At 65.4% G+C, this 24,989-nt stretch carries 23 protein-coding genes; 18 read left to right on the forward strand and 5 right to left on the reverse strand.

What is annotated here, in order from left to right:
- Positions 1 to 40 precede the first annotated feature (40 nt).
- The 10 genes from NH14_RS25110 to iscX all read left to right on the forward strand — a co-directional run bounded on the left by NH14_RS25110 (position 41) and on the right by iscX (position 7,281).
- A complete protein-coding gene (locus NH14_RS25110; protein WP_035531087.1) occupies positions 41 to 286 on the forward strand; it encodes a hypothetical protein in 246 nt (81 codons plus the stop codon).
- A 126-nt stretch (positions 287 to 412) separates the two neighbouring features.
- Entirely contained in the window at positions 413 to 895 is a 483-nt protein-coding gene (locus NH14_RS25115; RefSeq protein ID WP_035531195.1) for a low molecular weight protein-tyrosine-phosphatase, read from the forward strand.
- Between the two features lie 152 nt (positions 896 to 1,047).
- Positions 1,048 to 1,581: a Fe-S cluster assembly transcriptional regulator IscR gene (gene iscR, locus NH14_RS25120; protein ID WP_035531089.1), complete on the forward strand. Its 534-nt coding sequence runs from the start codon at positions 1,048 to 1,050 to the stop codon at positions 1,579 to 1,581.
- A gap of 72 nt (positions 1,582 to 1,653) precedes the next feature.
- Complete coding sequence (locus NH14_RS25125; protein ID WP_035531091.1) at positions 1,654 to 2,877, forward strand: IscS subfamily cysteine desulfurase; 1,224 nt, start codon at positions 1,654 to 1,656, stop codon at positions 2,875 to 2,877.
- A gap of 115 nt (positions 2,878 to 2,992) precedes the next feature.
- Complete coding sequence (iscU, locus tag NH14_RS25130) at positions 2,993 to 3,397, forward strand: Fe-S cluster assembly scaffold IscU (protein ID WP_028216879.1); 405 nt, start codon at positions 2,993 to 2,995, stop codon at positions 3,395 to 3,397.
- A gap of 168 nt (positions 3,398 to 3,565) precedes the next feature.
- The gene (gene iscA, locus NH14_RS25135; RefSeq protein ID WP_035531093.1) at positions 3,566 to 3,889 is read left to right on the forward strand and encodes an iron-sulfur cluster assembly protein IscA; all 324 of its coding nucleotides are present in this window, start codon (positions 3,566 to 3,568) and stop codon (positions 3,887 to 3,889) included.
- 114 nt (positions 3,890 to 4,003) lie between these two features.
- On the forward strand, positions 4,004 to 4,540 hold the full coding sequence (gene hscB, locus NH14_RS25140; protein WP_035531095.1) for a Fe-S protein assembly co-chaperone HscB: 537 nt from the start codon (positions 4,004 to 4,006) through the stop codon (positions 4,538 to 4,540).
- 144 nt (positions 4,541 to 4,684) lie between these two features.
- Positions 4,685 to 6,556: a Fe-S protein assembly chaperone HscA gene (hscA, locus tag NH14_RS25145; RefSeq protein WP_035531098.1), complete on the forward strand. Its 1,872-nt coding sequence runs from the start codon at positions 4,685 to 4,687 to the stop codon at positions 6,554 to 6,556.
- 159 nt (positions 6,557 to 6,715) lie between these two features.
- On the forward strand, positions 6,716 to 7,057 hold the full coding sequence (gene fdx / locus NH14_RS25150; RefSeq protein ID WP_035531100.1) for an ISC system 2Fe-2S type ferredoxin: 342 nt from the start codon (positions 6,716 to 6,718) through the stop codon (positions 7,055 to 7,057).
- A 26-nt stretch (positions 7,058 to 7,083) separates the two neighbouring features.
- The gene (iscX, locus tag NH14_RS25155; RefSeq protein ID WP_035531102.1) at positions 7,084 to 7,281 is read left to right on the forward strand and encodes a Fe-S cluster assembly protein IscX; all 198 of its coding nucleotides are present in this window, start codon (positions 7,084 to 7,086) and stop codon (positions 7,279 to 7,281) included.
- A 125-nt stretch (positions 7,282 to 7,406) separates the two neighbouring features.
- Here the strand turns inward: iscX and NH14_RS25160 are convergent, their stop codons facing one another.
- The 5 genes from NH14_RS25160 to NH14_RS25180 form a co-directional block, all read right to left on the reverse strand.
- On the reverse strand, positions 7,407 to 8,132 hold the full coding sequence (locus NH14_RS25160) for a glycine zipper 2TM domain-containing protein (protein WP_035531104.1): 726 nt from the start codon (positions 8,130 to 8,132) through the stop codon (positions 7,407 to 7,409).
- A 288-nt stretch (positions 8,133 to 8,420) separates the two neighbouring features.
- Positions 8,421 to 9,956, reverse strand: a complete 1,536-nt coding sequence (lysS, locus tag NH14_RS25165; protein ID WP_035531107.1) for a lysine--tRNA ligase — start codon at positions 9,954 to 9,956, stop codon at positions 8,421 to 8,423.
- Positions 9,957 to 10,080: 124 nt separating this feature from the next.
- A protein-coding gene (gene prfB / locus NH14_RS25170) for a peptide chain release factor 2 (protein WP_129561797.1) occupies positions 10,081 to 11,185 on the reverse strand; the annotation gives its coding sequence in 2 pieces (ribosomal slippage) (positions 10,081 to 11,103 and positions 11,105 to 11,185; 1,104 coding nt in all).
- A 98-nt stretch (positions 11,186 to 11,283) separates the two neighbouring features.
- Positions 11,284 to 12,990 (reverse strand): single-stranded-DNA-specific exonuclease RecJ, encoded by a 1,707-nt coding sequence (gene recJ / locus NH14_RS25175; RefSeq protein ID WP_035531202.1) that lies wholly within the window; start codon positions 12,988 to 12,990, stop codon positions 11,284 to 11,286.
- Positions 12,991 to 13,034: 44 nt separating this feature from the next.
- Entirely contained in the window at positions 13,035 to 14,186 is a 1,152-nt protein-coding gene (locus NH14_RS25180) for a hypothetical protein (RefSeq protein WP_052148368.1), read from the reverse strand.
- A gap of 157 nt (positions 14,187 to 14,343) precedes the next feature.
- On the opposite strand from NH14_RS25180, the gene NH14_RS25185 reads away from it, so the two are divergent.
- The 8 genes from NH14_RS25185 (at position 14,344) to eno (ending at position 24,970) form a co-directional block, all read left to right on the forward strand.
- Positions 14,344 to 15,597: a lipoprotein-releasing ABC transporter permease subunit gene (locus NH14_RS25185; protein WP_035531110.1), complete on the forward strand. Its 1,254-nt coding sequence runs from the start codon at positions 14,344 to 14,346 to the stop codon at positions 15,595 to 15,597.
- Positions 15,590 to 16,321: an ABC transporter ATP-binding protein gene (locus NH14_RS25190; protein ID WP_035531112.1), complete on the forward strand. Its 732-nt coding sequence runs from the start codon at positions 15,590 to 15,592 to the stop codon at positions 16,319 to 16,321. Before NH14_RS25185 ends, NH14_RS25190 begins: the two co-directional genes overlap by 8 nt.
- Positions 16,322 to 16,350: 29 nt before the next feature.
- Complete coding sequence (locus NH14_RS25195; RefSeq protein ID WP_035531114.1) at positions 16,351 to 17,139, forward strand: TatD family hydrolase; 789 nt, start codon at positions 16,351 to 16,353, stop codon at positions 17,137 to 17,139.
- A 107-nt stretch (positions 17,140 to 17,246) separates the two neighbouring features.
- Positions 17,247 to 19,823 carry a DNA internalization-related competence protein ComEC/Rec2 gene (locus tag NH14_RS25200; protein WP_035531116.1) on the forward strand — a complete coding sequence of 859 codons (2,577 nt, stop codon included), beginning with the start codon at positions 17,247 to 17,249 and terminating at the stop codon, positions 19,821 to 19,823.
- A gap of 82 nt (positions 19,824 to 19,905) precedes the next feature.
- Positions 19,906 to 20,709, forward strand: a complete 804-nt coding sequence (locus NH14_RS25205) for an alpha/beta fold hydrolase (protein WP_035531118.1) — start codon at positions 19,906 to 19,908, stop codon at positions 20,707 to 20,709.
- A 188-nt stretch (positions 20,710 to 20,897) separates the two neighbouring features.
- Positions 20,898 to 22,559 (forward strand): CTP synthase, encoded by a 1,662-nt coding sequence (pyrG, locus tag NH14_RS25210; protein ID WP_035531121.1) that lies wholly within the window; start codon positions 20,898 to 20,900, stop codon positions 22,557 to 22,559.
- On the forward strand, positions 22,556 to 23,410 hold the full coding sequence (gene kdsA, locus NH14_RS25215) for a 3-deoxy-8-phosphooctulonate synthase (protein ID WP_035531123.1): 855 nt from the start codon (positions 22,556 to 22,558) through the stop codon (positions 23,408 to 23,410). Before pyrG ends, kdsA begins: the two co-directional genes overlap by 4 nt.
- 267 nt (positions 23,411 to 23,677) lie before the next feature.
- Positions 23,678 to 24,970 (forward strand): phosphopyruvate hydratase, encoded by a 1,293-nt coding sequence (eno, locus tag NH14_RS25220; protein WP_035531124.1) that lies wholly within the window; start codon positions 23,678 to 23,680, stop codon positions 24,968 to 24,970.
- Positions 24,971 to 24,989: the final 19 nt, after the last annotated feature.

A 24,989-nucleotide genomic window follows, 5' to 3' on the forward strand; every position in this document is an offset into this window, starting at 1 on the left:
GTCTGGGTCTATCGCTCCACAGTCGAGAGAGAGTCGCATCATGAAAAAGAAAATAATGGTGTATTGGCCGTTGGCGCTGATCGTGCCGCTTGCGGCGATCGCATGGGTTCACGCATGGAATACCGCCGAGCAGCAGTTTCCGCTGGCAGCCGATCAAGTGAGTGCCGAGTTGGCGCGCGCCGTTTCATATGGGCTGGTTGGCGCGGGTGACGTGACCACCCCCGTCAAGGCTCCCGTCAAAGCAATCGGCGGCGTCGCGACGTTGCCGCGGACGAACGCAATCTAAGCCGCAGCGGCCTGGGCGATGGCTCAGGCTGCGCCGAGCGCACATCGTCGACACTTTGTATAATTAAAAATTCGCCTGCGCCGCAGCGGCCTGTTGCAAACCGCTGCGCGCCTCACACCCGAATCGATGAAAAAGGTTTCCGTCTGCTTTGTTTGCCTCGGCAACATCTGTCGTTCGCCCACGGCTGAAGCCGTGATGCGGCGCCTTGTCGACGAGGCGGGTTTGAGTGCGCACGTGTCGATCGATTCGGCGGGCACGGGCGATTGGCATATTGGCGAGGCGCCCGACGAACGCGCCCAGCGCGCCGGGGCCCAGCGCGGCTACGATCTGACCCCGCTGCGCGCCCGCCAGATCGCGGCGGAAGACTTTCACACGTTCGACTTGATCGTCGCGATGGACGACGCCAATGTCACGGCGCTTGAGCAGGTGGCGCCGTCTGCCAGACGCGACAAGATTCGGCTGCTGATGGAATTCGCGCCGCAGTTGAACGAGCGCGTGGTCGCCGACCCGTATTTCGGCGGCACCGCCGGGTTCGAGACGGTGCTCGACCAGTGCGAAATGGCGTGTTCGGGCCTGCTGGCGGCGTTGCGCCCCCAACTGGCGGAATGAGATGAGCGTGCGGCGTACTCCCGTGCAGGTTTGCGCCGTTTTCCCTTTTCGTCATGCGCCTAATAACCCGAATGGCGGCGCGGATACTTGACTAAACTAGTCATGTATTTATACTTGACGAAAATTGTCGAGAATTGCGGTTCCCCTACATCATGAGACTCACCACCAAAGGCCGTTTCGCCGTCACGGCGATGATCGACCTGGCGCTGCGCCAGGAGCAGGGCCCGGTGACGCTTGCGGGTATCAGTCAGCGCCAGCATATCTCGCTGTCGTACCTCGAACAGTTGTTCGGCAAGCTGCGCCGTCATGAAATCGTCGAATCGGTCCGTGGGCCGGGCGGCGGCTATAACCTCGCGCGCCGCGCGGAGGACGTCACGGTCGCGGACATCATCATCGCCGTGGACGAGCCGCTCGACGCCACCCAGTGCGGCGGCAAGGGCGCCTGCGAGGGCACCAAGCAGCACGACGGCCACTGCATGACGCACGAACTCTGGTCGACGCTGAACCAGAAGATGGTCGAGTACCTCGATTCGGTTTCGCTGAAGGATCTGGTGGACAAGCAGCGCGCCCGCGAAGGCGCCGCGCCCACGCTCCTGCGCGACCGCCGCACCGAGGCCCCGGCGATGGAGCCGGTGCGCACGGTGCCGCTCGGGCCGAATTCCATATTCAACATGGCCGGTTCCTGATCCCGCAACCCGGATCCCGACCACGGCCAGCGCAATACACAGAGCAGCAGACAGAATCCCCCGGAGCGATAGATGAATAACGACATTCCCCACCTGCCCATTTATATGGACTACAGCGCGACGACGCCGGTCGACCCGCGCGTGGTGGACAAGATGATTCCGTATCTGCGCGAGCAGTTCGGCAATCCGGCGTCGCGCAGCCACGCCTATGGCTGGGACGCGGAGCGTGCCGTCGAAGAAGCGCGCGAGAACGTCGCGGCGCTCGTGAACGCGGATCCGCGCGAAATCATCTGGACCTCCGGTGCAACCGAGTCGGACAACCTCGCGATCAAGGGTGCGGCGCACTTCTACAAGAGCCGTGGCAAGCACATCATCACGGTGAAGACCGAGCACAAGGCCGTGCTCGACACCTGCCGCGAACTCGAGCGCGAAGGTTACGAAGTCACGTATCTCGACGTGCTCGACAACGGCCTGATCGACCTCGAAGCGCTCAAGGCCGCGCTGCGCCCGGACACGATTCTCGTTTCCGTGATGCACGTGAACAACGAGATCGGCGTGATCCAGGACATCGAGACGATCGGCGAGCTTTGCCGCGAGAAGGGCATCATTTTCCACGTCGATGCCGCGCAATCGACCGGCAAAGCGCCCATCGACCTGCAAAAGCTCAAGGTCGACCTGATGTCGTTCTCGGCGCACAAGACCTATGGCCCGAAGGGCATCGGCGCGCTGTACGTGCGCCGCAAGCCGCGCGTGCGCATCGAGGCGCAGATGCACGGTGGCGGCCATGAGCGCGGTATGCGCTCGGGTACGCTGGCCACGCACCAGATCGTCGGCATGGGCGAGGCGTTCCGCATCGCGCGCGAAGAAATGGCCACGGAAAACGAGCGTATTCGCATGCTGCGCGACCGTCTGCTCAAGGGGCTCTCGCAAATCGAAGAGACCTACGTGAACGGCGACATGGAAAAGCGCGTCCCGCACAACCTGAACATCAGCTTCAACTTCGTCGAAGGCGAGTCGCTGATCATGGCGGTCAAGGACGTGGCGGTGTCGTCGGGTTCGGCGTGCACCTCGGCCTCGCTCGAGCCGTCGTATGTGCTGCGCGCGCTCGGCCGCAACGATGAACTCGCACACAGCTCGATTCGCTTCACGGTGGGCCGTTTCACGACCGAGCAAGATGTGGACTACGTGATCAACCTGCTGCAGACGAAGATCGCCAAGCTGCGCGAGCTCTCGCCGCTGTGGGAAATGCACCAGGACGGCATCGACCTGTCGACCATCCAGTGGGCGGCGCATTAAGGCGCACTAAGGTGCACTAAGGCAGATTCAGGCGCATCGAACATCGACCCAGCCGCAGCGCAATCGGCAGATAACTGCATGCAGCGCGGCAAACACGAATTGAAGGAGTGTGATCATGGCATATAGCGACAAGGTTCTGGACCACTACGAAAACCCGCGCAACGTCGGCTCGTTCGCGAAGGACGACGACGCAGTCGGCACCGGCATGGTCGGCGCGCCCGCATGTGGCGACGTCATGAAGCTGCAGATCCGCGTGGGTGCGGACGGCGTGATCGAGGACGCGAAGTTCAAGACCTACGGCTGCGGTTCGGCCATTGCCTCGAGTTCGCTCGTGACCGAGTGGGTGAAGGGCAAGACGCTCGACCAGGCACTCGACATCAAGAACACGCAGATCGCCGAAGAGCTGGCGCTGCCGCCGGTGAAGATCCACTGCTCGATTCTCGCGGAAGACGCGATCAAGGCAGCGGTGGCCGACTACCGTCAGCGTCATACGACGGAAGCCAAGGCGGACGCGGCTTAAGGCTCGCGACAAGCGCACCGGGTTGGGTGCGCGAGCGGGCGGGGCAGCGGCAAGCCTGTGGGCTGGCCGCTGCGGAATGAACGAATTTGGACGCAGGCAAGCCTGCGCCGCGTCGGGACGAAGCAGGTGCAAGCCCGAAACGATCGATGCGGGAAGCGGTGAAACGTTATGGCAATCACGTTGACAGAAAAAGCGGCACAGCACGTGCAGAAGTACTTGACCCGTCGCGGCAAGGGCATGGGCCTGCGTCTTGGCGTGCGCACGACGGGCTGCTCGGGCCTGGCGTACAAGCTGGAATATGTCGATGAGCTCGCGCCCGAGGACAACGTGTTCGAGAGCCACGGCGTGAAGGTCATCGTGGATCCGAAGAGCCTTGCCTATATCGACGGCACGGAGCTGGACTTCGTGCGCGAAGGGCTGAACGAGGGCTTCAAGTTCAAAAACCCGAACGTGAAGGACGAGTGCGGCTGCGGCGAGTCCTTCCGCATTTGAGCGCGCGTATTGCGGTGAAAAGGCGGCCTGTGCCGCCTTTTTGATTTTTTGATTCGGCGTGCCGATCGTCGGATCGACGGACCTTCACGACAGCACCACAAAACGTTCATTTCGATGGCCTCGCTTTCTTCGCTTTCCGATAGCCATTTCGTATTGTTTGGCTTGCCCGAGCAGTTCGCGCTCGACGCCGACGCGCTCGCCCACGCTTACCGCGCCGTGCAGGCGCAGGTGCACCCCGACCGGTTCGCCGCGGCCGGCGAGGCGCAAAAGCGCGTGGCGATGCAGTGGGCCACGCGCGCGAACGAGGCTTACCAGACGCTGCGCGATCCGCTCAAGCGCGCGACGTATCTGCTGCATTTGCGCGGCATCGAAGTTGGCGCCGAGAACAATACGGCCATGGAGCCGGCGTTTCTGATGCAGCAGATGGAGTGGCGCGAGGCGATCGAGGATGCGGTGAGCGCGAAGAACGTCGGCGCACTCGATGCGCTCGCGGCCGACCTGCGCGACGATGAGCGCGTACGTCTCGCGAAGCTGGGCGCGTTGCTCGATAGCGGTTCGAATCAGCCGGCGGCGGAAGCGGTGCGTCAGTTGATGTTCGTCGAGCGCGTGGCAGCCGAAGTCGATTCGCAGATCGAGCGGCTGGAGAGTTAGGCGGGGCCGCCCAGGCGGGGCCGCCCGGGCGCCCTTGGGCGCGCGGCAAAAAAAGCGTAGAACACGGATACAGCACAGGGCTGCCGATTCATCGTCGAGACGATCGACCCGACGATGCGAGGCGGACCGCAACAGATCACACAGATGGCATTACTGCAAATTTCCGAACCCGGCATGGCGCCGGCGCCGCATCAGCGGCGGCTCGCCGTCGGCATCGACCTCGGCACGACGAATTCGCTGGTCGCCGCGGTACGCAGCGGCGTGCCCGACGTGTTGCCCGACGAAGACGGCCATGTGCTGCTGCCGTCGGTCGTGCGCTATCTCGCGAACGGCGGTCGCCGCATTGGACGCTCGGCCAAGGCCGAGGCCGCGAGCGACCCGCGCAACACGATTGTCTCGGTCAAGCGCTTCATGGGCCGCGGCAAGGCCGACGTGGAAGGCGCGGCGAACGCGCCGTACGAATTCATCGATGCGCCGGGCATGGTGCAGATCCAGACGGTCGACGGCGTGAAGAGCCCCGTCGAGGTCTCGGCGGAAATCCTCGCCACGCTGCGCCAGCGCGCCGAAGACACGCTCGGCGATGAACTCGTCGGCGCGGTCATCACGGTGCCGGCGTATTTCGACGAAGCGCAGCGCCAGGCCACCAAGGACGCTGCGCGCCTCGCTGGCCTGAACGTGCTGCGCCTGCTGAACGAGCCGACCGCTGCTGCGATCGCCTATGGCCTCGATAATGGCGCCGAAGGGCTCTACGCGGTCTATGACCTCGGCGGCGGCACCTTCGACCTGTCGATCCTCAAGCTCACCAAGGGCGTCTTTGAAGTGCTCGCGGCGGGCGGCGACTCCGCGCTCGGCGGCGACGACTTCGATCAGGCGCTCTTCGCCTGGGTGCTGGAGCAGTCCGGCATCGAGCGCGCGGCGCTCCAGCCAGAAGACGTGCGCTTGCTGCTCGACCGCGCGCGCGACGCGAAAGAAGCGCTCTCGTCGGCGCCCGAGGCGCGCATTGAAGTCACGCTCTCGAACAGCAAGCAGATCGCGCTGACGATCGACGAGCCGCAGTTCGAGGCGCTTACGCAGGCGCTCGTGCAGCGCACGCTCACGCCCACGAGGAAGGCCCTGCGCGACGCCAAGGTGGCTGCGACGGAAGTGAAGGGCGTGGTGCTGGTGGGCGGCGCGACGCGCATGCCGGTCGTTCGCCGCGCCGTCGAGCAGTACTTCGGCCAGGCGCCGCTCACGAATCTGGACCCCGATCAGGTCGTCGCACTCGGCGCGGCGATCCAGGCCGACCTGCTCGCGGGCAACCGCGGCGGCGAGGACGACTGGCTGCTGCTCGACGTGATCCCGCTGTCGCTCGGCGTGGAGACGATGGGTGGCCTCGTCGAGAAGATCATTCCGCGCAACTCGACCATTCCGGTCGCGCGCGCACAGGACTTCACGACCTTCAAGGACGGCCAGACCGCAATGGCGATCCACGTGGTGCAGGGCGAGCGCGAGCTCGTCTCCGACTGCCGTTCGCTCGCGCGCTTCGAGTTGCGCGGCATTCCGCCGATGGCAGCGGGCGCGGCACGCATCCGCGTGACCTACCAGGTGGACGCCGACGGCCTGTTGTCCGTGTTCGCGCGCGAGCAGCTTTCGGGCGTGGAGGCGTCGGTGGTGGTGAAGCCGTCCTACGGCCTCGCCGACGACGACATCGCGAAGATGCTCGAGGACAGCTTCAAGACCGCCGACATCGACATGCGCGCCCGCGCGCTGCGCGAGGCGCAGGTCGAGGCGCAGCGCGTGATCGAGGCGACCAACTCTGCCTTGGCCGCCGACGGCGAACTCCTCGACGAAGCCGAGCGCGCGCAGCTCGATGCGCTGATCGGCGCGCTCGGGCAAATCGTGCAGGGCGAGGACACGGACGCGATCGAAGCGGCAACCAAGTCGCTCGCCGAAGGCACCGACGAGTTTGCCGCGCGGCGCATGGACAAGGGCATCAAGCGCGCGCTCGCGGGCAAGAAGCTCGACGAAATTGGTTGAACGCGCGCTGGCCCATGCACCGGGAAGCAAGATGTAAAGCACGTGACGCGTGCGTGCTTTCCCGATGTGGCAAGGCGCGCGACCTCAGTAGAATGGGCGATGACACCGTCGGCAGGCGGGGCGCGCCCGATACAGAAGTTATTGGATACGGAAATCACAATGCCTCAAATCGTGGTGCTGCCCCATGTCGAACTGTGTCCGGAGGGCGCGGTCATCGACGCCAAGCCGGGCGAGAGTGTGTGCGATGCGCTGCTCGAACACGGCATCGAGATCGAACATGCTTGCGAGAAGTCGTGCGCCTGCACGACCTGTCACGTGATCGTGCGCGAAGGTTTCGATGCACTCGAGCCGTCGGAGGAAACCGAAGACGACCTGCTCGACAAGGCATGGGGTCTGGAGCCCACTTCGCGGCTGTCGTGCCAGGCCCTCGTGCCCGCCGAAGATGACCTGGTGATCGAGATTCCGCGTTACTCGATCAACCACGCGAAGGAAAATCACTAATCCATCGGAAAGAGGAGCGCGCTGCCATGAAGTGGACCGATACGCAGGACATCGCAATGGCGTTGACGGATACGCATCCCGAGATCGACCCGCAGTACGTGCGCTTCACCGATCTGCATCGCTGGATCACCGAGCTCGAGGGTTTCGACGACGCTCCCGATCGCTCGAACGAGAAGATCCTGGAGGCCATTCAGGCGGCCTGGATCGAAGAAGCGGGCTACTGATCCGCATCGCGTGGGCTGTTGCGCGGGTGACTACAGTGTCAAGCTCGCGCAGAAAAAAGGCGATTCACCTTCACGGTGAGTCGCCTTTTTTCGTTTCTGGAATCGAGCGCGAAGCTACGCGTTCGTCATCCCGCCGCAAGCGTGCCGTGCTCGACATGCACGCGCTGGCCTTGCTGGAACGGCGGCGCCTGGTGGTAGGTGAAGTAGCGCGTCTTGCCGTTGTCCATGCGCACGCGCACCGAGTAGCTCGTGGTGCTGCGCAGGTGCTTTTCCACCGCGTTGCCGCCGACGCCGCCACCCAGCGCGCCGAGCAAGGTCATGGCCGTGCGGCCATTGCCGCTGCCGAATTGATTGCCGATAACGCCGCCGGCGACTGCGCCACCCACCGCGCCGATGCCGGTGCCGTGGCCTTCCTGACGCGATTCGGAGATACCTTCGACCACGCCGCACGAGGCGCACGCGGTCTGCTGGGGTGGCGCTTCCTGAGCGTATTGCTGCGGCTGCTGGGCGTATTGCGGCGGCGGGGCCGCCGGTGCTGCCGGCTGTTGCTGGGCCACGGGCGCAGGCTGCGGCTCAGCGGGTGCGTTCTGCTCGTTCTGCGCACCATTTTGTGCGATTTGCGCGCTGGTCGCGGGCCGGGTCGAGTCGACCACCGGCTGCGAGGCCATCATCTCGGTCTGGCCGGTCTGGCTTTGGGCGTTCTGCCCGGTCGTGCTCGAGGCCTTGGGGAAGACGCCGGTGATGGCCGCCGTGGCCGCCAGGCTGGCAACAATGACTGCGGCCGCCGCAGTGGCGACGAGCGGGTGAATGCGGCGGTTCGGTGTGGTCGGTTTCGGATCGGGACTGTTCATGAGTGGCTCCGTCTTGAGCAGAGTTGGCTTTGTTCCAACAAGTTTGGGCCAATTCGATCGATCGGACGTTTCAAGTTGTAACCTGACTTGTGCGAGCACAAGTCGAAACAGGGACCGTATGATGCCAGGGGGCTTGCTGCCCGGCATGACGCGGGTTTTCCGCGTACCGCATCTGGCGCGCCCGGGCAGTGGGATGAGGCGCATTTACTGCCGGTTACAAATGCAAACGGGGCGCATACGGCGTGAGCCGCATGCGCCCCTGGCACCCCTGTCGGGCGCGTGTGAGGCTTAGTCTTCGCGGCGCAGATGCGGGAAGAGAATCACGTCACGGATACTGGCGCTGTCGGTGAGCAGCATGATCAGGCGGTCGATGCCGATGCCGCAGCCGCCCGTCGGGGGCATGCCGTACTCGAGCGCGCGAATGTAGTCGGCGTCGTAGTACATCGCTTCCTCGTCGCCGGCGTCCTTCTGCTCGACCTGCTTCTTGAAGCGCGCGGCCTGGTCTTCCGGATCGTTGAGCTCGGAGAAGCCGTTGGCGATCTCGCGGCCCGTGATGAAGAGTTCGAAGCGCTCGGTAATGCCCGGCGTCGAATCGGAGGCGCGCGCGAGCGGTGAGACTTCGACCGGGTAGTCGATGATGAAGGTCGGCTCCCACAGCTGCGATTCGGCCGTCTCTTCGAAGAGCGCAAGCTGGAGCGAGCCCACGCCTGCGTTCAGGAACGCGGGCTGGTTTGCGTCCACGCCGAACTTCTTGAGTTCGGTGCGCAGGAAGGCGGCGTCGGCGAGCTGCTCGTTCGTGTATTGCGGCGCGTACTTCTGGATCGCCTGGGTGATCGTCAAACGATGGAACGGCTTCGAGAGGTCGAGTTGGCGGCCCTGATAGGTGAGCACGGCGTTGCCGCGCGCATCCACGGCGGCCTGGCGGATCAGCTGTTCCGTGAAGTCCATGAGCCACGTGTAGTCCGTGTACGCGGCGTAGAACTCCATCATCGTGAATTCCGGATTGTGACGCGGCGAAACGCCTTCGTTACGGAAGTTCCGGTTGATCTCGAATACGCGTTCGAAGCCGCCCACGACGAGGCGCTTCAGATAGAGCTCGGGCGCGATGCGCATGAACATCTGCATGTCGAGCGCGTTGTGGTGCGTGACGAACGGCTTGGCAGCCGCGCCGCCCGGGATCGGGTGCAGCATGGGCGTTTCGACTTCCATGAAGCCGGCGTCGGCCATGAAGCGGCGCACCGACGAGATCGCCCTGGTGCGGGCGACGAACGTATCGCGTGCTTCGGGCGTGACGATCAGGTCGACATAGCGCTGGCGATAGCGCATTTCCTGGTCCGAGAGGCCATGGAACTTGTCCGGGAGCGGGCGCAGCGACTTCGAGAGCAGGCGCAGCTCCGTGCAGCGCACCGAGAGTTCGCCCTTGTTGGTGCGGAACAGCACGCCCTTCGCGGCGACGATGTCGCCGAGATCCCACTTCTTGAAGGCGTCGTAGGTGGTCTCGCCCACGTCGGCGGGCGTGATGAAGAACTGGATCTGGCCCGAGCCGTCGCGCACCGTCGCGAAGCTCGCCTTGCCCATCACGCGCTTGAGCATCATGCGGCCCGCGATTGACACTTCGAGGGCCTGCGCTTCGAGCGCGTCCTTGTCGGTGTCGGAGTACTCGCGCTGCAGATCGGCGGCGTGGTGGGTGGGGCGGAAGTCGTTCGGATAGGCGACACCCGCTTCGCGCAGCGCGCGCAGCTTTTCGCGGCGCTCGGCGATGATCTGGTTGTCGTCGACTTCGGGCGCGGCGCTGGCCGCGTTCGGCTGGGTCGGTTCGGTCATGGTGGCTTCGATGTTTTGATTCGCGGCTTGTTTGCCGCGGAAGATTCGCGCGGATGTTTCGGTTAGCGGCCCGGGCGGGGTGCCTCACGGGTCGCAGCGCGGCAGGATAGGGCGGCGCCCGGGCTTACACGCCCTGTTTCAGGCTTGCGCTGATGAAAGCGTCGAGATCGCCGTCGAGCACGGCCTTGGTGTTGCTGATTTCGACGTTCGTGCGCAGATCCTTGATGCGGCTGTTGTCGAGCACGTAGGAGCGGATCTGGTGGCCCCAGCCCACGTCCGACTTGCCCGCTTCGAGCTTGTCCTGCTCCGACTGGCGCTTGCGCATTTCGGCTTCGTACAGGCGCGACTTCAGCATCGCCATGGCTTCGGCGCGGTTGCGGTGCTGCGAGCGGTCGTTCTGGCATTGCACGACGATGCCCGACGGGATGTGCGTGATACGCACGGCGGAGTCGGTTTTGTTGATGTGCTGACCGCCCGCGCCCGAGGCGCGGTACGTGTCGATGCGCAGATCGGCCGGATTGACTTCGATCTCGAACGAATCGTCGATTTCCGGATACACGAACACCGACGAGAACGACGTGTGACGCCCGCCCGACGAATCGAACGGCGACTTGCGCACGAGGCGGTGAATGCCGGTTTCGGTGCGCAGGAAGCCGTAGGCGTATTCGCCCTCGACCTTGATGGTCGCGCTCTTGATGCCGGCCACGTCGCCTTCGGACTCTTCGAGCACCTCGGTCTTGAAGCCCTTGCGCTCGCAATAGCGCACGTACTGGCGCAGCAGCATCGACGCCCAGTCGCAGGCCTCGGTGCCGCCCGCGCCCGCCTGGATGTCGATGAACGCGTTGTTCGGGTCGGCCGGATTCGCGAACATGCGGCGGAACTCGACGTCGGCGACGCGCGCTTCGATCGCCTGAGCATCGGTTTCGATGGCGACGAGCGTGTCCTCGTCGCCTTCTTCGCGGGCCATCTCGAAGAGATCCTGGGTGTCGCGCGTGTCGTTCTCGATGCCGTCGAGCACATGCACCACGCCTTCAAGGAGCTTCTTCTCCTTGCCGAGACCCTGGGCGTGTTTGGAGTCGTTCCAGACGTTGGGGTCTTCGAGTTCGCTGTTGACTTCGACGAGCCGTCGGGCTTTTACGTCGTAGTCAAAGATACCCCCGTAGCTCGCCCGCGCGCGTGCGCAGGTCCGCCAAAAGGGCTTCGATCGCGTTGAGACGTTCCGCTTCCATTTGTGTCGTGATCCGGCGTGTAAAACATCAAATTATAGCCGATTGGACATGCATCAAGGGCGCGGCGGCCACGTCCGCTGTGCGGCTCGGGTTGCCGCTCAGAGCACCGCGTGCTCCACCACGAGCTGCACGCGCGAGACGCCGTTCCACGTATCGCGCACGAGTCGGTAGGCAACGGTCGTACGCTGGGGCAGCGTCTCGGTGTGATTGAACCAGATCGCGTTGAAGCGCTGGCGCCCGCGCAGCAGTTGCAGCTTCAGATGCTTGTCCTTCACGAGCGCCTGCGAGGCCACCTCGAATTCGCCCGAGAAAACCGGTGCCGGAAAGCCCTGGCCCCACACGGCCGCGTCGAGCATTTCGACGAAATCGGGTGTGAACCACGCGTCTTCGAGCTCGCCGTCGGTTTCCACCGTGCGCGCGAGCGCCTCGGCGGAGAGCCATTCGCGGCCCACGCGCTCGAACGCGGCGGCAAAGCGCGGCACGTCCGCGGCGGCGATCGTCATGCCCGCGGCCATTGCGTGGCCGCCGAACTTGTGGATCAGGCCGCGCTCGCGCTTGCTGATGAGGTCGATGGCGTCGCGCAGATGGAAACCGGGGATCGACCGGCCCGAACCCTTCACGAGTTCGCCGTTGTCGTCGGCGGGCGCGAACGTGAAGGAGGGGCGGTGGAACTTCTCCTTGAGCCGCCCGGCGACGATGCCGATCACGCCCTGATGCCAGCCCTCGTTGAAGAGCGTGAGCGTGGCGTTGTCCTGTGGATCGACGCTGGCGAGGTCGGCGAGAGCCTGTTGCTGCATGCCCGCTTCGATTTCGCGGCGCTCGCGGTTCATCGTGTCGAGTTGCTGAGCGAGTTCCCAGGCGCGGCCCACATCGTCGGTGGTCAGGCATTCGATACCGAGCGACATGTCTGAGAGGCGGCCCGCCGCGTTCAGGCGCGGCCCGAGCGCGAAGCCCAGATCGAAGCCCGAAGCGCTTTTCGCGTCGCGGCCCGCGGCGCGGAACAGCGCGGCGATGCCGGGCTGCATGCGGCCGTTGCGGATGCGCTGCAGCCCCTGCGCGACGAGCACGCGGTTGTTGCAGTCGAGCTTGACGACGTCGGCAACGGTGCCGAGCGCGACCAGATCGAGCAGGCCGTCCAGACGCGGCTCGGGGCGTGTTTCGTCGAACCAGCAGCGCTGGCGCAGTTCGGCGCGCAACGCGAGCAGCGTATAGAACATGACGCCCACGCCCGCGATGCACTTGCTCTCGAACGTGCAGCCCGGCTGGTTCGGATTGACGATGGCGCGTGCGTCCGGGAGCGTGTCGCCGGGCAGATGGTGGTCGGTCACGAGCACTTCGATGCCGAGCTCGTTGGCGGCTTCCACGCCTTCCACGCTGGCGATGCCGTTGTCCACCGTGATCAGGATGTCGGGCGGCCCGCCCTTGCGTTGTGCCGCGAGTGCGACGATTTCGGGCGTGAGGCCGTAGCCATACTCGAAACGGTTCGGCACCAGATAGTCGATTTGCGCGCCGAGCATGCGCAGGCCGCGCACGGCCACGGCGCAGGCGGTTGCGCCGTCACAGTCGTAGTCGGCGACCACGAGCATGCGGCACTCCGCTTCGAGCGCGTCGGCGAGCAAGATCGCGGCGTCGTCGAGCCCCTTCATGCCGGTGGGCGGGAGCAGCCGGTTGAGGCCGGTTTCGATCTCGTCGGGCTGGCAGACGCCGCGCGCGGCGTAGAGCCGGGCGAGCACCGGGTGCAGGCCGTGGCGGACCAGGGCTTCGGTATCGGCGGGGGAGCAGGCGCGGGTGACGATTCGGGTCATGCGTGAGAGGTCGTGGAAAAAACGCGTGGAGAAAACATTGGATGTCATTCGACGAGTAGCGACGCGAACTCACGGCGTCGCCAGAATTTGCGCAGGTCGCCGCGCGTGGCCGTGAGCGTGACCGAGCCGGTGTCGCCGCATAACGTGAGGCCGAGTTCGGTCAGCTCGCCGGCCTGGAGGGCGGCGAGCGCTGGCGCGAACCAGTCGCGCTCGAGCTTCGCGAATGCGGCGTTCCAGCCGCCCCAGTCCTGCTGGATATAGGCGGCCGAGAACGGATCGAGTTCGACGAGCGTGGCGTTGTTCGGCAACGCGTCGCCAGCCGATGCAGGCGCTACGGCAAGCGCGCGGAACGTGTCGGGCGCGGCGCCCAGTTCCGCGCCGGCGGCGAGCGCGAGCCCGCGCGTGGCCGCGGCGTCCGAGCGCACACGCGCGAAGGCCCGCTTGACCGGGCGCAGCGCACCCTGCGCGTGGAACCAGATCGAGTTGACGGCGGGCAGGCCGCGCGCCTCGCGCGCTTCGTTAACAGGGTGCTCGAACCAGGCCATCTGCACCTCGTTCTGCACCTTCATCCAGGCGCGCGAGCGTTGGCCCGAGTGCGCCTCGTGAGGCAGCCAGATTTCGATGTTGCGTCCGCTCGCGCGCAGCGGCGACGCGCCCGCGAGCGTGCCGAACTGATCGCTCGACAGGTACCAGCGCTGGGGCGTGGGCGCTTCGACGCGCACGCCGAGTTCTTCGATGAGCGGTCGGGCCACGGCGTAGAGCGCGGCGGCATCGGCGTCGGCGAGTTCCAGCGAAGCCGGGTCGATCAGCACCAGATGGTCGTGCGCGATGCGCACGTGCACGGGCTGGATGCAGGCCCAGGTGGCGTCGCCGGGCGCGCCGCCGTCGGCGAGCAGCATCCACGGGGCGAGCGGGGCCTCGTCGTCGGCGCTGCTCGCGCCATTCGTGCGGTTCTTGCCCGCTGTGTCGGCCGCCTGGGGCGCGGTCGCGCCGAACGTGCGCGCGACCCATCGTTCGTGCGGCAGCGTGCGCTGAAAATCTTCGCCGATTACCTGCTCGCCCAGCGTCGCGCGCGCGACCAGTTTCGAGAGTGCAGGGAATTCGAGGCCGGCGAGGGCGGTTGACGCCGCCGCTGCGGATGGCAGCGCGAACGGCACGAGAAGATGGAGGCGGTCGACAGGCATGATGGTGCGCATTGTACTTCGGCGCAGTTGACGCCGCGGCGGCGTAAAGTCCGTGAGACGTCTTGAGTGTGGCAAACTTCGCGGTTGACCGCTGGTTTGCTGCGGCGCGTAAACTTGATCCAGCAGCTTGCGCGCCCCACGCGCAACGAAGACGCACGAAAGGATTCGCTTGAAACTTCCCTACGAATGGCAAATAGGCTGGCGCTACACGCGCGCCGGCAAGCGCACGACCGGCAACGGCTTTATTTCGTTCATCGCGCTCATTTCGATGTCGGGCATTGCGCTTGGCGTGGCGGCGCTCATCGTCGTGCTCTCGGTGATGAACGGTTTTCAGCGCGACGTGCGCGACCGCATGCTCTCGGTGCTGGCGCACATCGAAATTTTTTCGCCGACCGGCGCAATGCCCGACTGGCAGCTCACCGCCAAAGAGGCGAAGACCAATCCTGAGGTGATTGGGGCCGCGCCCTATGTGGATGCCCAGGCGCTGCTTACGCGCGGCGAGAGCCTGAGCGGCGTCGCTCTGCGCGGCGTCGAGCCGTCCGAGGAGCCGCAGGTGTCCGACATCGGTAAGGAAATGAAGCTGGGCAGCCTGAACGATCTCACGCCGGGCGGCTTCAACATCGTGCTCGGCGGGGACCTTGCCGCGAGTCTCGGCGTGACGAAGGGCGACAAGGTCACGCTGGTCGCGCCCGAAGGCAGCATCACGCCGGCGGGCATGCTGCCGCGCCTGAAGCAGTTCACGGTGGTCGGCGTGTTCGAGTCGGGGCATTACGAGTACGACAGCTCGCTCGCGCTCATCAATATCCGCGACGCCGAGGTGCTCTATCGCCTGTCCGCGCCGAGCGGCGTGCGCCTGCGCCTGAAGGACATGCAGCGCGCGCCCGCGGTCGCGCGCCAGCTCGTGCATACGCTTTCGGGCGACCTCTATATTCGCGACTGGACGCAGCAGAACAAGACCTGGTTCTCCGCCGTGCAGATCGAAAAGCGCATGATGTTCATCATCCTCACGCTCATCATCGCGGTCGCGGCGTTCAATCTGGTTTCCTCGCTCGTGATGACCGTCACCAACAAGCAGGCCGACATCGCGATCCTGCGCACGCTCGGCGCGCAGCCTGGCTCGATCATGAAGATCTTCTTCGTGCAGGGCGTGACGATCGGCTTCGCGGGCACCACCATCGGCATCGCGCTCGGCTGCCTGATCGCATGGAGCATTCCGTGGAGCGTGCCGATGATCGAGCACGTGCTCGGCGTGCAATTCCTGCCGCCGTCGGTTTATTTCATCAGCGAGCTGCCTTCGGAACTCGTTGCGTCCGACGTGATCCGCATCGGCGCGATTGCGTTCGTGCTGTCCGCGCTGGCGACGCTCTATCCCAGCTGGCGCGCGGCCAAGGTTCGTCCGGCGGAGGCGCTGCGTTATGAATGAACGTCAATCGATCCTCGCCACGGCGGGCGACTATCCATACGTGCTCGAAGGGCACGGCGTTTCCAAGGTGTTCGGGCAGGGCGCGCTCGCCGTCAATGTGCTGCACGACACCGAGATCGCGGTGAAGCGTGGCGAAAAGCTCGCGATCGTGGGCGCATCGGGCTCGGGCAAGAGCACGCTGTTGCACGTTCTCGGCGGTCTCGACGAGCCGGGCACCGGCAACGTCAAGCTACTCGGCAAGCCGTTCACCGAGCTTTCCGAGCGCGATCGCAACGACCTGCGCAATCGCGCGCTCGGCTTCGTCTATCAGTTCCATCATCTGCTGCCGGAGTTTTCGGCGCTCGATAACGTGGCGATGCCGCTGCGCATCCGCCGCATGACGCAGGACGACGCGCGCCGCGAGGCGCTCGAGATGCTCGATCGCGTGGGCCTCGCGCATCGTGCGCGGCATCGCCCAGGCGAACTCTCGGGCGGCGAGCGCCAGCGCGTGGCGATCGCGCGCGCGCTGGTGACGCGGCCCGCCTGCGTCCTCGCGGACGAGCCGACCGGCAATCTCGACGGCGGCACGGCGGAGACGGTGTTCAGCCTGATGCTCGAATTGTCCGATCAATTCCAGACGAGTTTTGTGATCGTCACGCACGACCCGGACCTCGCGGCGCGCTGCGACCGCATCGTGCGGCTGCGCGACGGCACCCTGCACGAGGAGCCGGTCGTGCCGGCTTGACGCCTGTGTGCGGCGGGAGCGTGCTTGCCATGTGGATAGATACGCATTGCCATCTCGATGCCAGCGAGTTCGACGCGGACCGCGAGGCGGTGGCGTCGGCCGCGCGCGCGTCGGGCGTCGGGCGCATCGTGATTCCCGCCGTCGCGCGCGAGAACTTCGCAACCGTGCGCGCGCTTGCGCATCGCACGCCTGGCGCGGTCTACGCGCTCGGGATTCATCCCCTCTATACACCGCACGCTCGCGACGAGGATCTCGACGCGCTGCGCGCCGAGGTCGAGGCGAGCCTTGACGATCCGCGCTTCGTCGGCATTGGCGAGATCGGCCTCGACTACTTCGTGCCGGGCCTCGACGACGCACGCCAGCAATACTTCTACGACGCGCAGCTGCGTCTTGCCCGCGAGTTCGACTTGCCGGCGATCTGCCACGTGCGCAAATCGCAGGATCAGGTGCTCAAGGGCCTGCGCCGCCATGGCGTGCGCCGCGGCATCGCGCATGCGTTCAACGGCAGTTTCCAGCAGGCGAGCGCGTTCATCGCGCAGGGAATGCATCTGGGCTTCGGCGGCAACGTGACCTTTGAGCGGGCCTTGCAGATCCGACGCCTCGCGGCGCAATTGCCGCTCGAGGCGATCGTCATGGAAACCGATGCGCCCGACATCTCGCCGTCCTGGCTCTATCGGGCGCGCAACACGCCGGACCAGGTGGCGCGTATCGGCGCCGTGCTTGCCGGCTTGCGCGGCATGACGGCCGAAGAACTCGCTCTTGGCACAACGGCCAACGCCGTGGCGGCGCTGCCCCGGCTCGCACTTTCGTCTGCATAATTCTTTCGAGGATGGCGCGTTTTATCGCGCGATAAAACGGTCGCATGAGTTTGCGAGTGCAGCTCATGCGGGGTTTGCTTGCGCCGTCCTGAACAGAAGGAGGCGCGATGCGGGCAGTGTGGTGCGGATTCGCGCTCGGAGTGATCGTGCTGCAACGGCAGGCGGCGTTGCCGGGGTGGGGCGCGTGGCTTGCGTTAGCGGTGCTGGCCGCGCTCGCGGCGCTGGGGGCGATGTGGATGCTGCGCGATGCGCCGGGCGGCGTGCGCAGGTTTGCCGGGTGGGTGGCCGTTGGCGTGGCCTCGGCATGTGCGGGCTTTGGCTATGGCGCCTGGCGCGCGGAACTGCGGCTCGCCGAAGCGTTGCCGGTAGCCTGGCAGGCACGCAATATCGACGTTACTGGGTATGTCGCGCGTATGATTGCCCACGACACAGGCAGGGCGAGTTTCCTGTTTGCCGTGGAGTCATGGTCCTCGCACGCTGCTGATTCGGAGCTGCCGCAACTCATACAACTCACCTGGTTGGCGCGCGACGCGCCGTTGCCCCGCATCGAGCCCGGCGAACGCTGGCGGCTGAGCGTGCGGCTCAAGCGCCCTCACGGCGAAGGCAACTTCGGCTTGCGCGACACGGAAACCACCTTGCTCTCGCGAGGGGTGCGCGCGACAGGCTACGTCAACAACCCCGAGCACGCACAACGGCTGGCTGTGGATGCACGGGGCGTCGGCGTACGCATCGAACGGGTGCGCGAGGCGGTTCGCGCACGCATCGACGCCATACTCGCCGATGCGCCGCATCGCGGCATCGTCGTGGCGCTGGCGACCGGCGCGCAGGATGCCGTGAGCGACGCCGACTGGCGGCTGTTGCGCAATACCGGCACGAGTCATCTCGTGGCGATTTCGGGGCTGCATCTAACGTTTGTCGCCGGATTGTCCGGCTGGATCGTGGGCGCGCTCTGGCGGCGCGCGCGCTGGCGCGGCGTTGAGGCGCCGCTGCTCGTGCCGGCGCAGAAAATGGCCGTTGCGGGCGCGCTCTGCGTTGCGGCCGCCTACGCCGCGCTGGCCGGATTCAACGTTCCCGTGCAGCGCGCGTTGTGGATGCTCGTGGTCACGGCCGCGGCGCTTTGGAGTTCGCGCGAACTGGCGCGCAGCCACGTGCTCGCGTGGGCGCTCGGTCTCGTGTTGCTGCGCGATCCTTGGGCGGTCACGGCGGCGGGATTCTGGCTTTCGTTCGCCGCCGTGGCGGCCATCCTGTTCGCGGCGAGCGGTGTGCCGCGCGTGCGGCGAATCGACGATATCGACGTCTCGCCGGAAGAAGCCGATCCGATGCGCGAGAGGAGGGAGTCGCGAGAAGCGAGTCGTCCACCACACCTCGGCGCGCGCCTCCACGCCGCCTTCAGTTGCGAGCGCTGGCGTCGAGCCGCGCGCAGCCTCTGGGCCAGGCTAAGAGACGGGGCGCGCGTTCAGTGGGCGGTCACGCTTGCGCTGGCGCCCCTCACGGCGTACTGGTTCATGCAGATCCCGCTGATTGGCCCACTGGCGAACGCGTTTGCCATTCCGTGGGTCAGCCTGTTCGTGACGCCGGCCGTGCTGGCTGGCGTCGTGTTGCCCGCACCGCTCGATGCTTTCGCGCTGCGCGCGGCGCATACGTTGATCGAGGCGCTCGCTACCGCGCTCGCAATGCTGGAAGGGTGGCCTTGGGCCGTGTTGCGCCTGCCGCAGCCCGGCTACTGGGCGCTGGGCTGTGCGGCGGTCGGCGTTGCCTGGTGTCTTGCGCCGCGCGGCTGGCCGTTGCGCTGGCTCGCACCGTTCACCTGGTTGCCGCTTCTCGTGCCCCCGCCGAGCGGGCCGCCACCAGGCGCGTTCCGCCTGAGCGCACTCGACATCGGGCAGGGGACGGCAGTGCTCGTCGAGACCGCTCGGCATACGCTTCTCTTCGATGCCGGCCCCGGGCCGGAATCCACGCATGCAGGCGAGCGGATCGTCGTGCCTTATCTGCAGGCGCATGGAGTGATGCGGCTCGACGCGCTCATGGTGAGTCACGACGATTCCGATCACTCGGGCGGCGCTCAGGCCGTACTCGATGCCGTGCCGGTGCAGCAGCTCGTCGCGGGCATTCTGCCCGGTCATCCGCTTTGGGCGAGCGCGCGCCGCGCGGGCGCCGAGGCCGTGCAGTGCGCCGCCGGGCAGCGCTGGCGGTGGGATGGCGTCACGTTCGAAGTGCTCTGGCCAAACGCCGGGCCACTCGCCGGCAAACCCAATACGCATTGCTGTGTGCTGCGCATCTCCACGGCGCCCGGACGCGCAGCGGCGGGTGATGCGCAAACCGGCTCCGTCTCCGCTTTGCTCGCCGCCGACATCGAGGCGTCCACCGAGCGCACGCTCCTCGCGCGCGACCCTGGCCGTCTGCACGCCGAGGTGCTGGTCGTGCCGCACCACGGGAGCAAGACCTCGTCGACTGAACCGTTCCTCGATTCTGTCGAGCCGCGCGTCGCCATATTTCAGGTAGGCTACCTGAACCGGTTTCACCACCCGCACGCGGGGGTGTTCGCACGCTACGAGTCGCGCCACATCGTACTGGCGCGCAGCGACACTGATGGCGCGATACGGGTCGAAGCGGAGCCCGGTGCGCTTGGCGTCGAGCGCTTTCGCGATACGCAGCGGCGCTACTGGATGGAAAAGGGCGACTGAGGCGCGCGCGAGGGAGGGGGAATCGGATGAACCAACATCGGCAAATCCAGCAACAGAACTGAGGACCGGAGACAACAGGGCATTGAAGAACCTCATCCACTTTTCACACGCAAACGGCTTTCCGGCATCGACCTATCGCACGCTCTTCGCCGAGCTTGGCGACACTCATGAGCTGCGCTATATCGAGCGCATCGGCCATGACGCGCGCTACCCCGTGACGCGCGACTGGCCGCATCTCGTCGATGAACTGATCGCGGACATCGGGCGCCGTTACGAAAATCCGGTCTGGCTGGTCGGTCATTCGCTCGGCGGCTATCTCTCGCTGATGGCGGCGCTCAAGAAGCCGCACTGGGTGCGGGGAGTGGTGATGCTCGACTCGCCGGTGATCGCGGGCTGGCGCAGCGGCATGCTCAGATTCTCGCAATGGACGGGACTCGACGAGCGCCTCTCTCCGGCCGCCGTCACGCGCACGCGCCGCACCAGTTGGGCGAGCCGCGACGAGGCCTGGCGTCACTTCCATTCGAAGCCCGCATTCGCGCGCTGGGACGAGCGCGTACTGTCCGACTATATCGACTTCGGCATTCCTCAGACCTCGGCCGACGGCACGCGCACGCTCGCATTCGACCGTCGCACCGAGTATCTGATCTACCGGACTTTGCCGCACACCTTCGGCACGCGGCTCGCGCATGGCTCGCCCGTACCTGTCAGCTTTATAGGCGGGACGCGCTCGAAGGAGGTGCGCCAGGTCGGGCTGGCGGCCACGCGGCGCGTTGCCGACGAGCGATTCGAATGGATCGAGGGCAGCCACCTCTACCCGATGGAACGGCCGATCGAGACGGCGCGCGCAGTGCAGCGCATGCTCTACGCAATGGCCAACGGCGCTTGATCGGCATGGTTGCGCGCAGGCCCTCCCAGCGGCACGTCTGGCACGCATCGCGGCAACCATCGCGGCCGGCATCGCAAGGGGCGCAATCAGTCATGATGGCCGCGCGCCACCCGATAAAGAGCTCGCGCAAAATTCAGGGTTAGCCCTTGCTTTACGGTATAATCCGTTTTTCCCGCGAGCATCCAGCGATGACCAAATATGTTTTCGTCACCGGCGGCGTAGTTTCTTCCCTTGGCAAGGGTATTGCCGCCGCCTCCCTCGCCGCGATCCTCGAATCGCGCGGTCTGAAAGTCACCCTCCTCAAGCTCGATCCCTACATCAACGTCGACCCCGGCACGATGAGCCCGTTTCAGCACGGCGAAGTGTTCGTGACGGAAGACGGAGCGGAAACCGACCTCGACCTCGGCCACTATGAGCGCTTCATCAGCACGAAGATGCGCAAGGCCAACAACTTCACCACGGGCCAGATCTACGAATCGGTGATCCGCAAGGAACGCCGCGGCGACTATCTGGGCAAGACCGTGCAGGTCATTCCGCACATCACCAACGAAATCCAGGCGTTCATCGAGCGCGGCGCGGCTTCGGCCACGTGCGGCGAGCCGGACGTGGCGATCGTCGAAGTGGGCGGCACGGTGGGCGATATCGAATCGCTGCCGTTCCTCGAGGCCGCGCGCCAGATGAGCCTGCGCCTCGGCCGCAACAGCGCGTGCTTCGTGCACCTCACGCTGGTGCCGTTCATCGCCACCGCTGGCGAGCTGAAGACCAAGCCCACGCAGCACAGCGTGCAAAAGCTGCGCGAAATCGGTATCTATCCGAACGTGCTGCTGTGCCGCGCCGACCGCCGCATTCCCGACGACGAACGCTCGAAGATCTCGATGTTCTCGAACGTGCCCGAAGACGCCGTGATTTCGGTGTGGGACGCGGACAGCATCTACAAGATCCCGCAGATGCTGCACGACCAGGGTCTCGACTCGATCGTCTGCGACGCGCTGAAGCTGTCGGCCCGTCCCGCGAATCTGGCGGTGTGGTCGGAGATGGTGGAGAAGCTCGAGAATCCGCAGCACGAAGTCACGATCGGCATGGTCGGCAAGTACGTCGATCTGACCGAGTCGTACAAGTCGCTCATCGAAGCGCTGCGCCACGCGTCGATCAAGACCTCGACGAAGGTGAACATCGAGTACATCGACTCCGAGCAGATCGACGAAGAGGGCGTGGACAGCCTCAAGCATCTCGACGCGATTCTCGTGCCGGGCGGTTTCGGCCGCCGCGGCACCGAAGGCAAGATCAAGGCTATTCAGTACGCTCGTGAAGCGAAGGTGCCGTATCTCGGCATCTGCCTCGGCATGCAGCTCGCCGTGATCGAATTCGCGCGCGACGTGGTGGGCCTGAAGCACGCGAACAGCACCGAGTTCGATCCGGATACGCCTGACCGCGTGGTCGCGCTCATCACCGAATGGAAGGACCGCGAAGGCAAGGTCGAACAGCGCAGCGAAGATTCGGACCTCGGCGGCACCATGCGCCTAGGTTCGCAGCGTTGCCCGATCAAGCCCGGCACGCTCGCCTCGGAGATCTATGGCAAGGATGTGAACGAGCGCCACCGTCACCGTTATGAAGTCAATAACGGCTACGTGCCCAAGCTCGAAGCCGGTGGCCTTATCATCAGCGCCCGTACGCCGACCGAAGACCTGCCGGAGATGATGGAGCTGCCGCGCGACATGCACCCGTGGTTCGTGGGCGTTCAGTTCCACCCGGAATTCACGTCCACGCCGCGTGACGGCCATCCGCTGTTCAAGGCCTATGTCGAAGCGGCGGTCGCCCACCAGCAGGCGCACGCTGAGGAGCAAGCATGAATCTGTGCGGTTTCGAGGTTGGTCTCGACAAGCCGTTCTTCCTGATCGCGGGCACCTGTGTCGTCGAATCCGAGCAGATGACGATCGACACGGCGGGCCGCCTGAAGGAAATTACCGCGAAGCTCGGCATTCCGTTCATCTACAAGTCGTCCTATGACAAGGCCAATCGCTCGAGCGGCAAGTCGTTTCGCGGCCTCGGGATGGACGAGGGCCTGCGGATCCTCTCCGAAGTGAAGCGCCAGCTCGGCCTGCCCGTGCTGACCGACGTGCATACGGAGGAGGAAATCGGGCCCGTGGCATCGGTCGTGGACGTGCTGCAAACGCCCGCGTTCCTGTGCCGCCAGACCGACTTCATCCATGCGTGCGCGCGTTCGGGCAAGCCGGTGAACATCAAGAAAGGCCAGTTCCTCGCGCCGCACGACATGAAGAACGTGATCGACAAGGCGCGCGACGCGGCGCGTGAGGCGGGGCTTTCCGAGGATCGCTTCATGGCGTGCGAGCGTGGTGTCTCGTTCGGCTACAACAACCTCGTGTCGGACATGCGCTCGCTCGCAATCATGCGCGAGACCGGAGCCCCGGTCGTGTTCGATGCGACCCACTCGGTGCAGTTGCCGGGCGGGCAGGGCACGAGCTCGGGCGGCCAGCGCGAATTCGTGCCGGTGCTCGCGCGCGCGGCCATGGCCACGGGTATCGCGGGCGTCTTTATGGAGACCCATCCGAAGCCCGCCGAGGCGAAATCGGATGGCCCCAATGCCGTGCCGCTCAGTCGCATGGCAGATCTGCTCGAAACGCTCGTCACGCTCGACCAGGCGGTCAAGCGCGCGCCGTTCCTCGAGAACGATTTCAACTGATCGCCGGATCAAGCAGTACGCAAGCAGTACGCAGTACGCGCCGCTTCGATTGCATGGGCGGCGCGATGGAGGAGCAAGGCGGCACAAGGCCGGCGTGCAGCAGATGCATGGCCGGCACGCCGCGGCAAGTTGAACCCGACGACCGCGCAGCCTGTCCCATATGACGATGTACCCCGAAAGCGCATGGAAGCTGTGCCTCGCGGGTCCGTGTCCATACATCAGGCGGCTTCGGTCGCGCAAGAAATATAGTCATTTCCTGAGGAAACCATGAGTGCAATCGTAGATATCATCGGTCGCGAGATCCTGGATTCGCGCGGCAATCCCACTGTCGAATGCGACGTGCTGCTCGAGTCGGGCACGATGGGCCGTGCGGCAGTGCCGTCGGGCGCGTCCACGGGCTCGCGTGAAGCGATCGAGCTGCGCGACGGCGAAGCGGGCCGCTACAACGGCAAGGGCGTGCTGAAGGCGGTCGAGCACATCAACACCGAAATTTCCGAGGCGATCATGGGCCTCGACGCTTCGGAGCAGGCCTTCCTCGACAAGACCCTGCTCGAGCTCGACGGCACCGACAACAAGTCGCGCCTCGGCGCGAACGCGATGCTGGCCGTTTCGATGGCAGTGGCGAAGGCTGCCGCTGAAGAAGCCGGCCTGCCGCTGTACCGTTACTTCGGCGGCTCGGGCGCGATGCAACTGCCGGTCCCGATGATGAACATCGTCAACGGCGGCGCGCACGCGAATAACAGCCTCGACATTCAAGAATTCATGATCGTGCCGGTGAGCCAGCCGACCTTCCGCGAAGCGCTGCGTTGCGGCGCGGAAGTGTTCCACGCGCTCAAGAAGATCCTTTCGGATCGCGGCATGAGCACGGCAGTCGGCGACGAAGGCGGCTTCGCGCCGAACTTCGGCAGCAACGACGAGTGCCTCTCGACCATCCTGCAAGCGATCGAGAAGGCTGGCTACCGCGCCGGTGAAGACGTGCTGCTCGCGCTCGACTGCGCAGCGAGCGAGTTCTACCACGACGGCAAGTACCAGCTCGCGGGCGAAGGCCTGCAACTGTCGTCGGCCGAATTCGCCGACTACCTCGCGACGCTCGCCGACAAGTTCCCGATCGTCTCGATCGAAGACGGCATGCACGAGTCCGACTGGGCCGGCTGGAAGCTCCTGACCGACAAGCTCGGCAAGAAGGTCCAGCTCGTGGGCGACGACCTGTTCGTCACCAACACGCGCATCCTGAAGGAAGGCATCGAGAAGGGCATCGCCAACTCGATCCTCATCAAGATCAACCAGATCGGCACGCTGACGGAAACCTTCGCAGCTATCGAGATGGCCAAGCGCGCCGGCTACACGGCCGTGATCTCGCACCGCTCGGGCGAAACCGAAGACTCGACGATCGCCGACATCGCCGTGGGCCTGAACGCGGGTCAAATCAAGACCGGTTCGCTCTCGCGCAGCGACCGCATTTCGAAGTACAACCAGCTGCTGCGCATCGAAGAAGATCTCGGTGATATCGCCAGCTACCCGGGCAAGTCGGCGTTTTATAACCTTCGTAACGTTGGTTAAGCGGACCCGAACCCGACAG

The organism is Paraburkholderia sacchari, assembly GCF_000785435.2.
GTDB classification, from domain to species: domain Bacteria; phylum Pseudomonadota; class Gammaproteobacteria; order Burkholderiales; family Burkholderiaceae; genus Paraburkholderia; species Paraburkholderia sacchari.

What these genes read in the sequence shown, in the direction of transcription:
- NH14_RS25110 (WP_035531087.1), top strand. Translation starts at nt 41, where the DNA reads ATGAAAAAGAAAATAATGGTGTATTGGCCGTTGGCGCTGATCGTGCCG.
- NH14_RS25115 (WP_035531195.1), top strand. Translation starts at nt 413, where the DNA reads ATGAAAAAGGTTTCCGTCTGCTTTGTTTGCCTCGGCAACATCTGTCGT.
- iscR (WP_035531089.1), top strand. Translation starts at nt 1,048, where the DNA reads ATGAGACTCACCACCAAAGGCCGTTTCGCCGTCACGGCGATGATCGAC.
- NH14_RS25125 (WP_035531091.1), top strand. Translation starts at nt 1,654, where the DNA reads ATGAATAACGACATTCCCCACCTGCCCATTTATATGGACTACAGCGCG.
- iscU (WP_028216879.1), top strand. Translation starts at nt 2,993, where the DNA reads ATGGCATATAGCGACAAGGTTCTGGACCACTACGAAAACCCGCGCAAC.
- iscA (WP_035531093.1), top strand. Translation starts at nt 3,566, where the DNA reads ATGGCAATCACGTTGACAGAAAAAGCGGCACAGCACGTGCAGAAGTAC.
- hscB (WP_035531095.1), top strand. Translation starts at nt 4,004, where the DNA reads ATGGCCTCGCTTTCTTCGCTTTCCGATAGCCATTTCGTATTGTTTGGC.
- hscA (WP_035531098.1), top strand. Translation starts at nt 4,685, where the DNA reads ATGGCATTACTGCAAATTTCCGAACCCGGCATGGCGCCGGCGCCGCAT.
- fdx (WP_035531100.1), top strand. Translation starts at nt 6,716, where the DNA reads ATGCCTCAAATCGTGGTGCTGCCCCATGTCGAACTGTGTCCGGAGGGC.
- iscX (WP_035531102.1), top strand. Translation starts at nt 7,084, where the DNA reads ATGAAGTGGACCGATACGCAGGACATCGCAATGGCGTTGACGGATACG.
- NH14_RS25160 (WP_035531104.1), bottom strand. Translation starts at nt 8,132, where the DNA reads ATGAACAGTCCCGATCCGAAACCGACCACACCGAACCGCCGCATTCAC.
- lysS (WP_035531107.1), bottom strand. Translation starts at nt 9,956, where the DNA reads ATGACCGAACCGACCCAGCCGAACGCGGCCAGCGCCGCGCCCGAAGTC.
- recJ (WP_035531202.1), bottom strand. Translation starts at nt 12,990, where the DNA reads ATGACCCGAATCGTCACCCGCGCCTGCTCCCCCGCCGATACCGAAGCC.
- NH14_RS25180 (WP_052148368.1), bottom strand. Translation starts at nt 14,186, where the DNA reads ATGCGCACCATCATGCCTGTCGACCGCCTCCATCTTCTCGTGCCGTTC.
- NH14_RS25190 (WP_035531112.1), top strand. Translation starts at nt 15,590, where the DNA reads ATGAATGAACGTCAATCGATCCTCGCCACGGCGGGCGACTATCCATAC.
- NH14_RS25195 (WP_035531114.1), top strand. Translation starts at nt 16,351, where the DNA reads ATGTGGATAGATACGCATTGCCATCTCGATGCCAGCGAGTTCGACGCG.
- NH14_RS25200 (WP_035531116.1), top strand. Translation starts at nt 17,247, where the DNA reads ATGCGGGCAGTGTGGTGCGGATTCGCGCTCGGAGTGATCGTGCTGCAA.
- pyrG (WP_035531121.1), top strand. Translation starts at nt 20,898, where the DNA reads ATGACCAAATATGTTTTCGTCACCGGCGGCGTAGTTTCTTCCCTTGGC.
- kdsA (WP_035531123.1), top strand. Translation starts at nt 22,556, where the DNA reads ATGAATCTGTGCGGTTTCGAGGTTGGTCTCGACAAGCCGTTCTTCCTG.
- eno (WP_035531124.1), top strand. Translation starts at nt 23,678, where the DNA reads ATGAGTGCAATCGTAGATATCATCGGTCGCGAGATCCTGGATTCGCGC.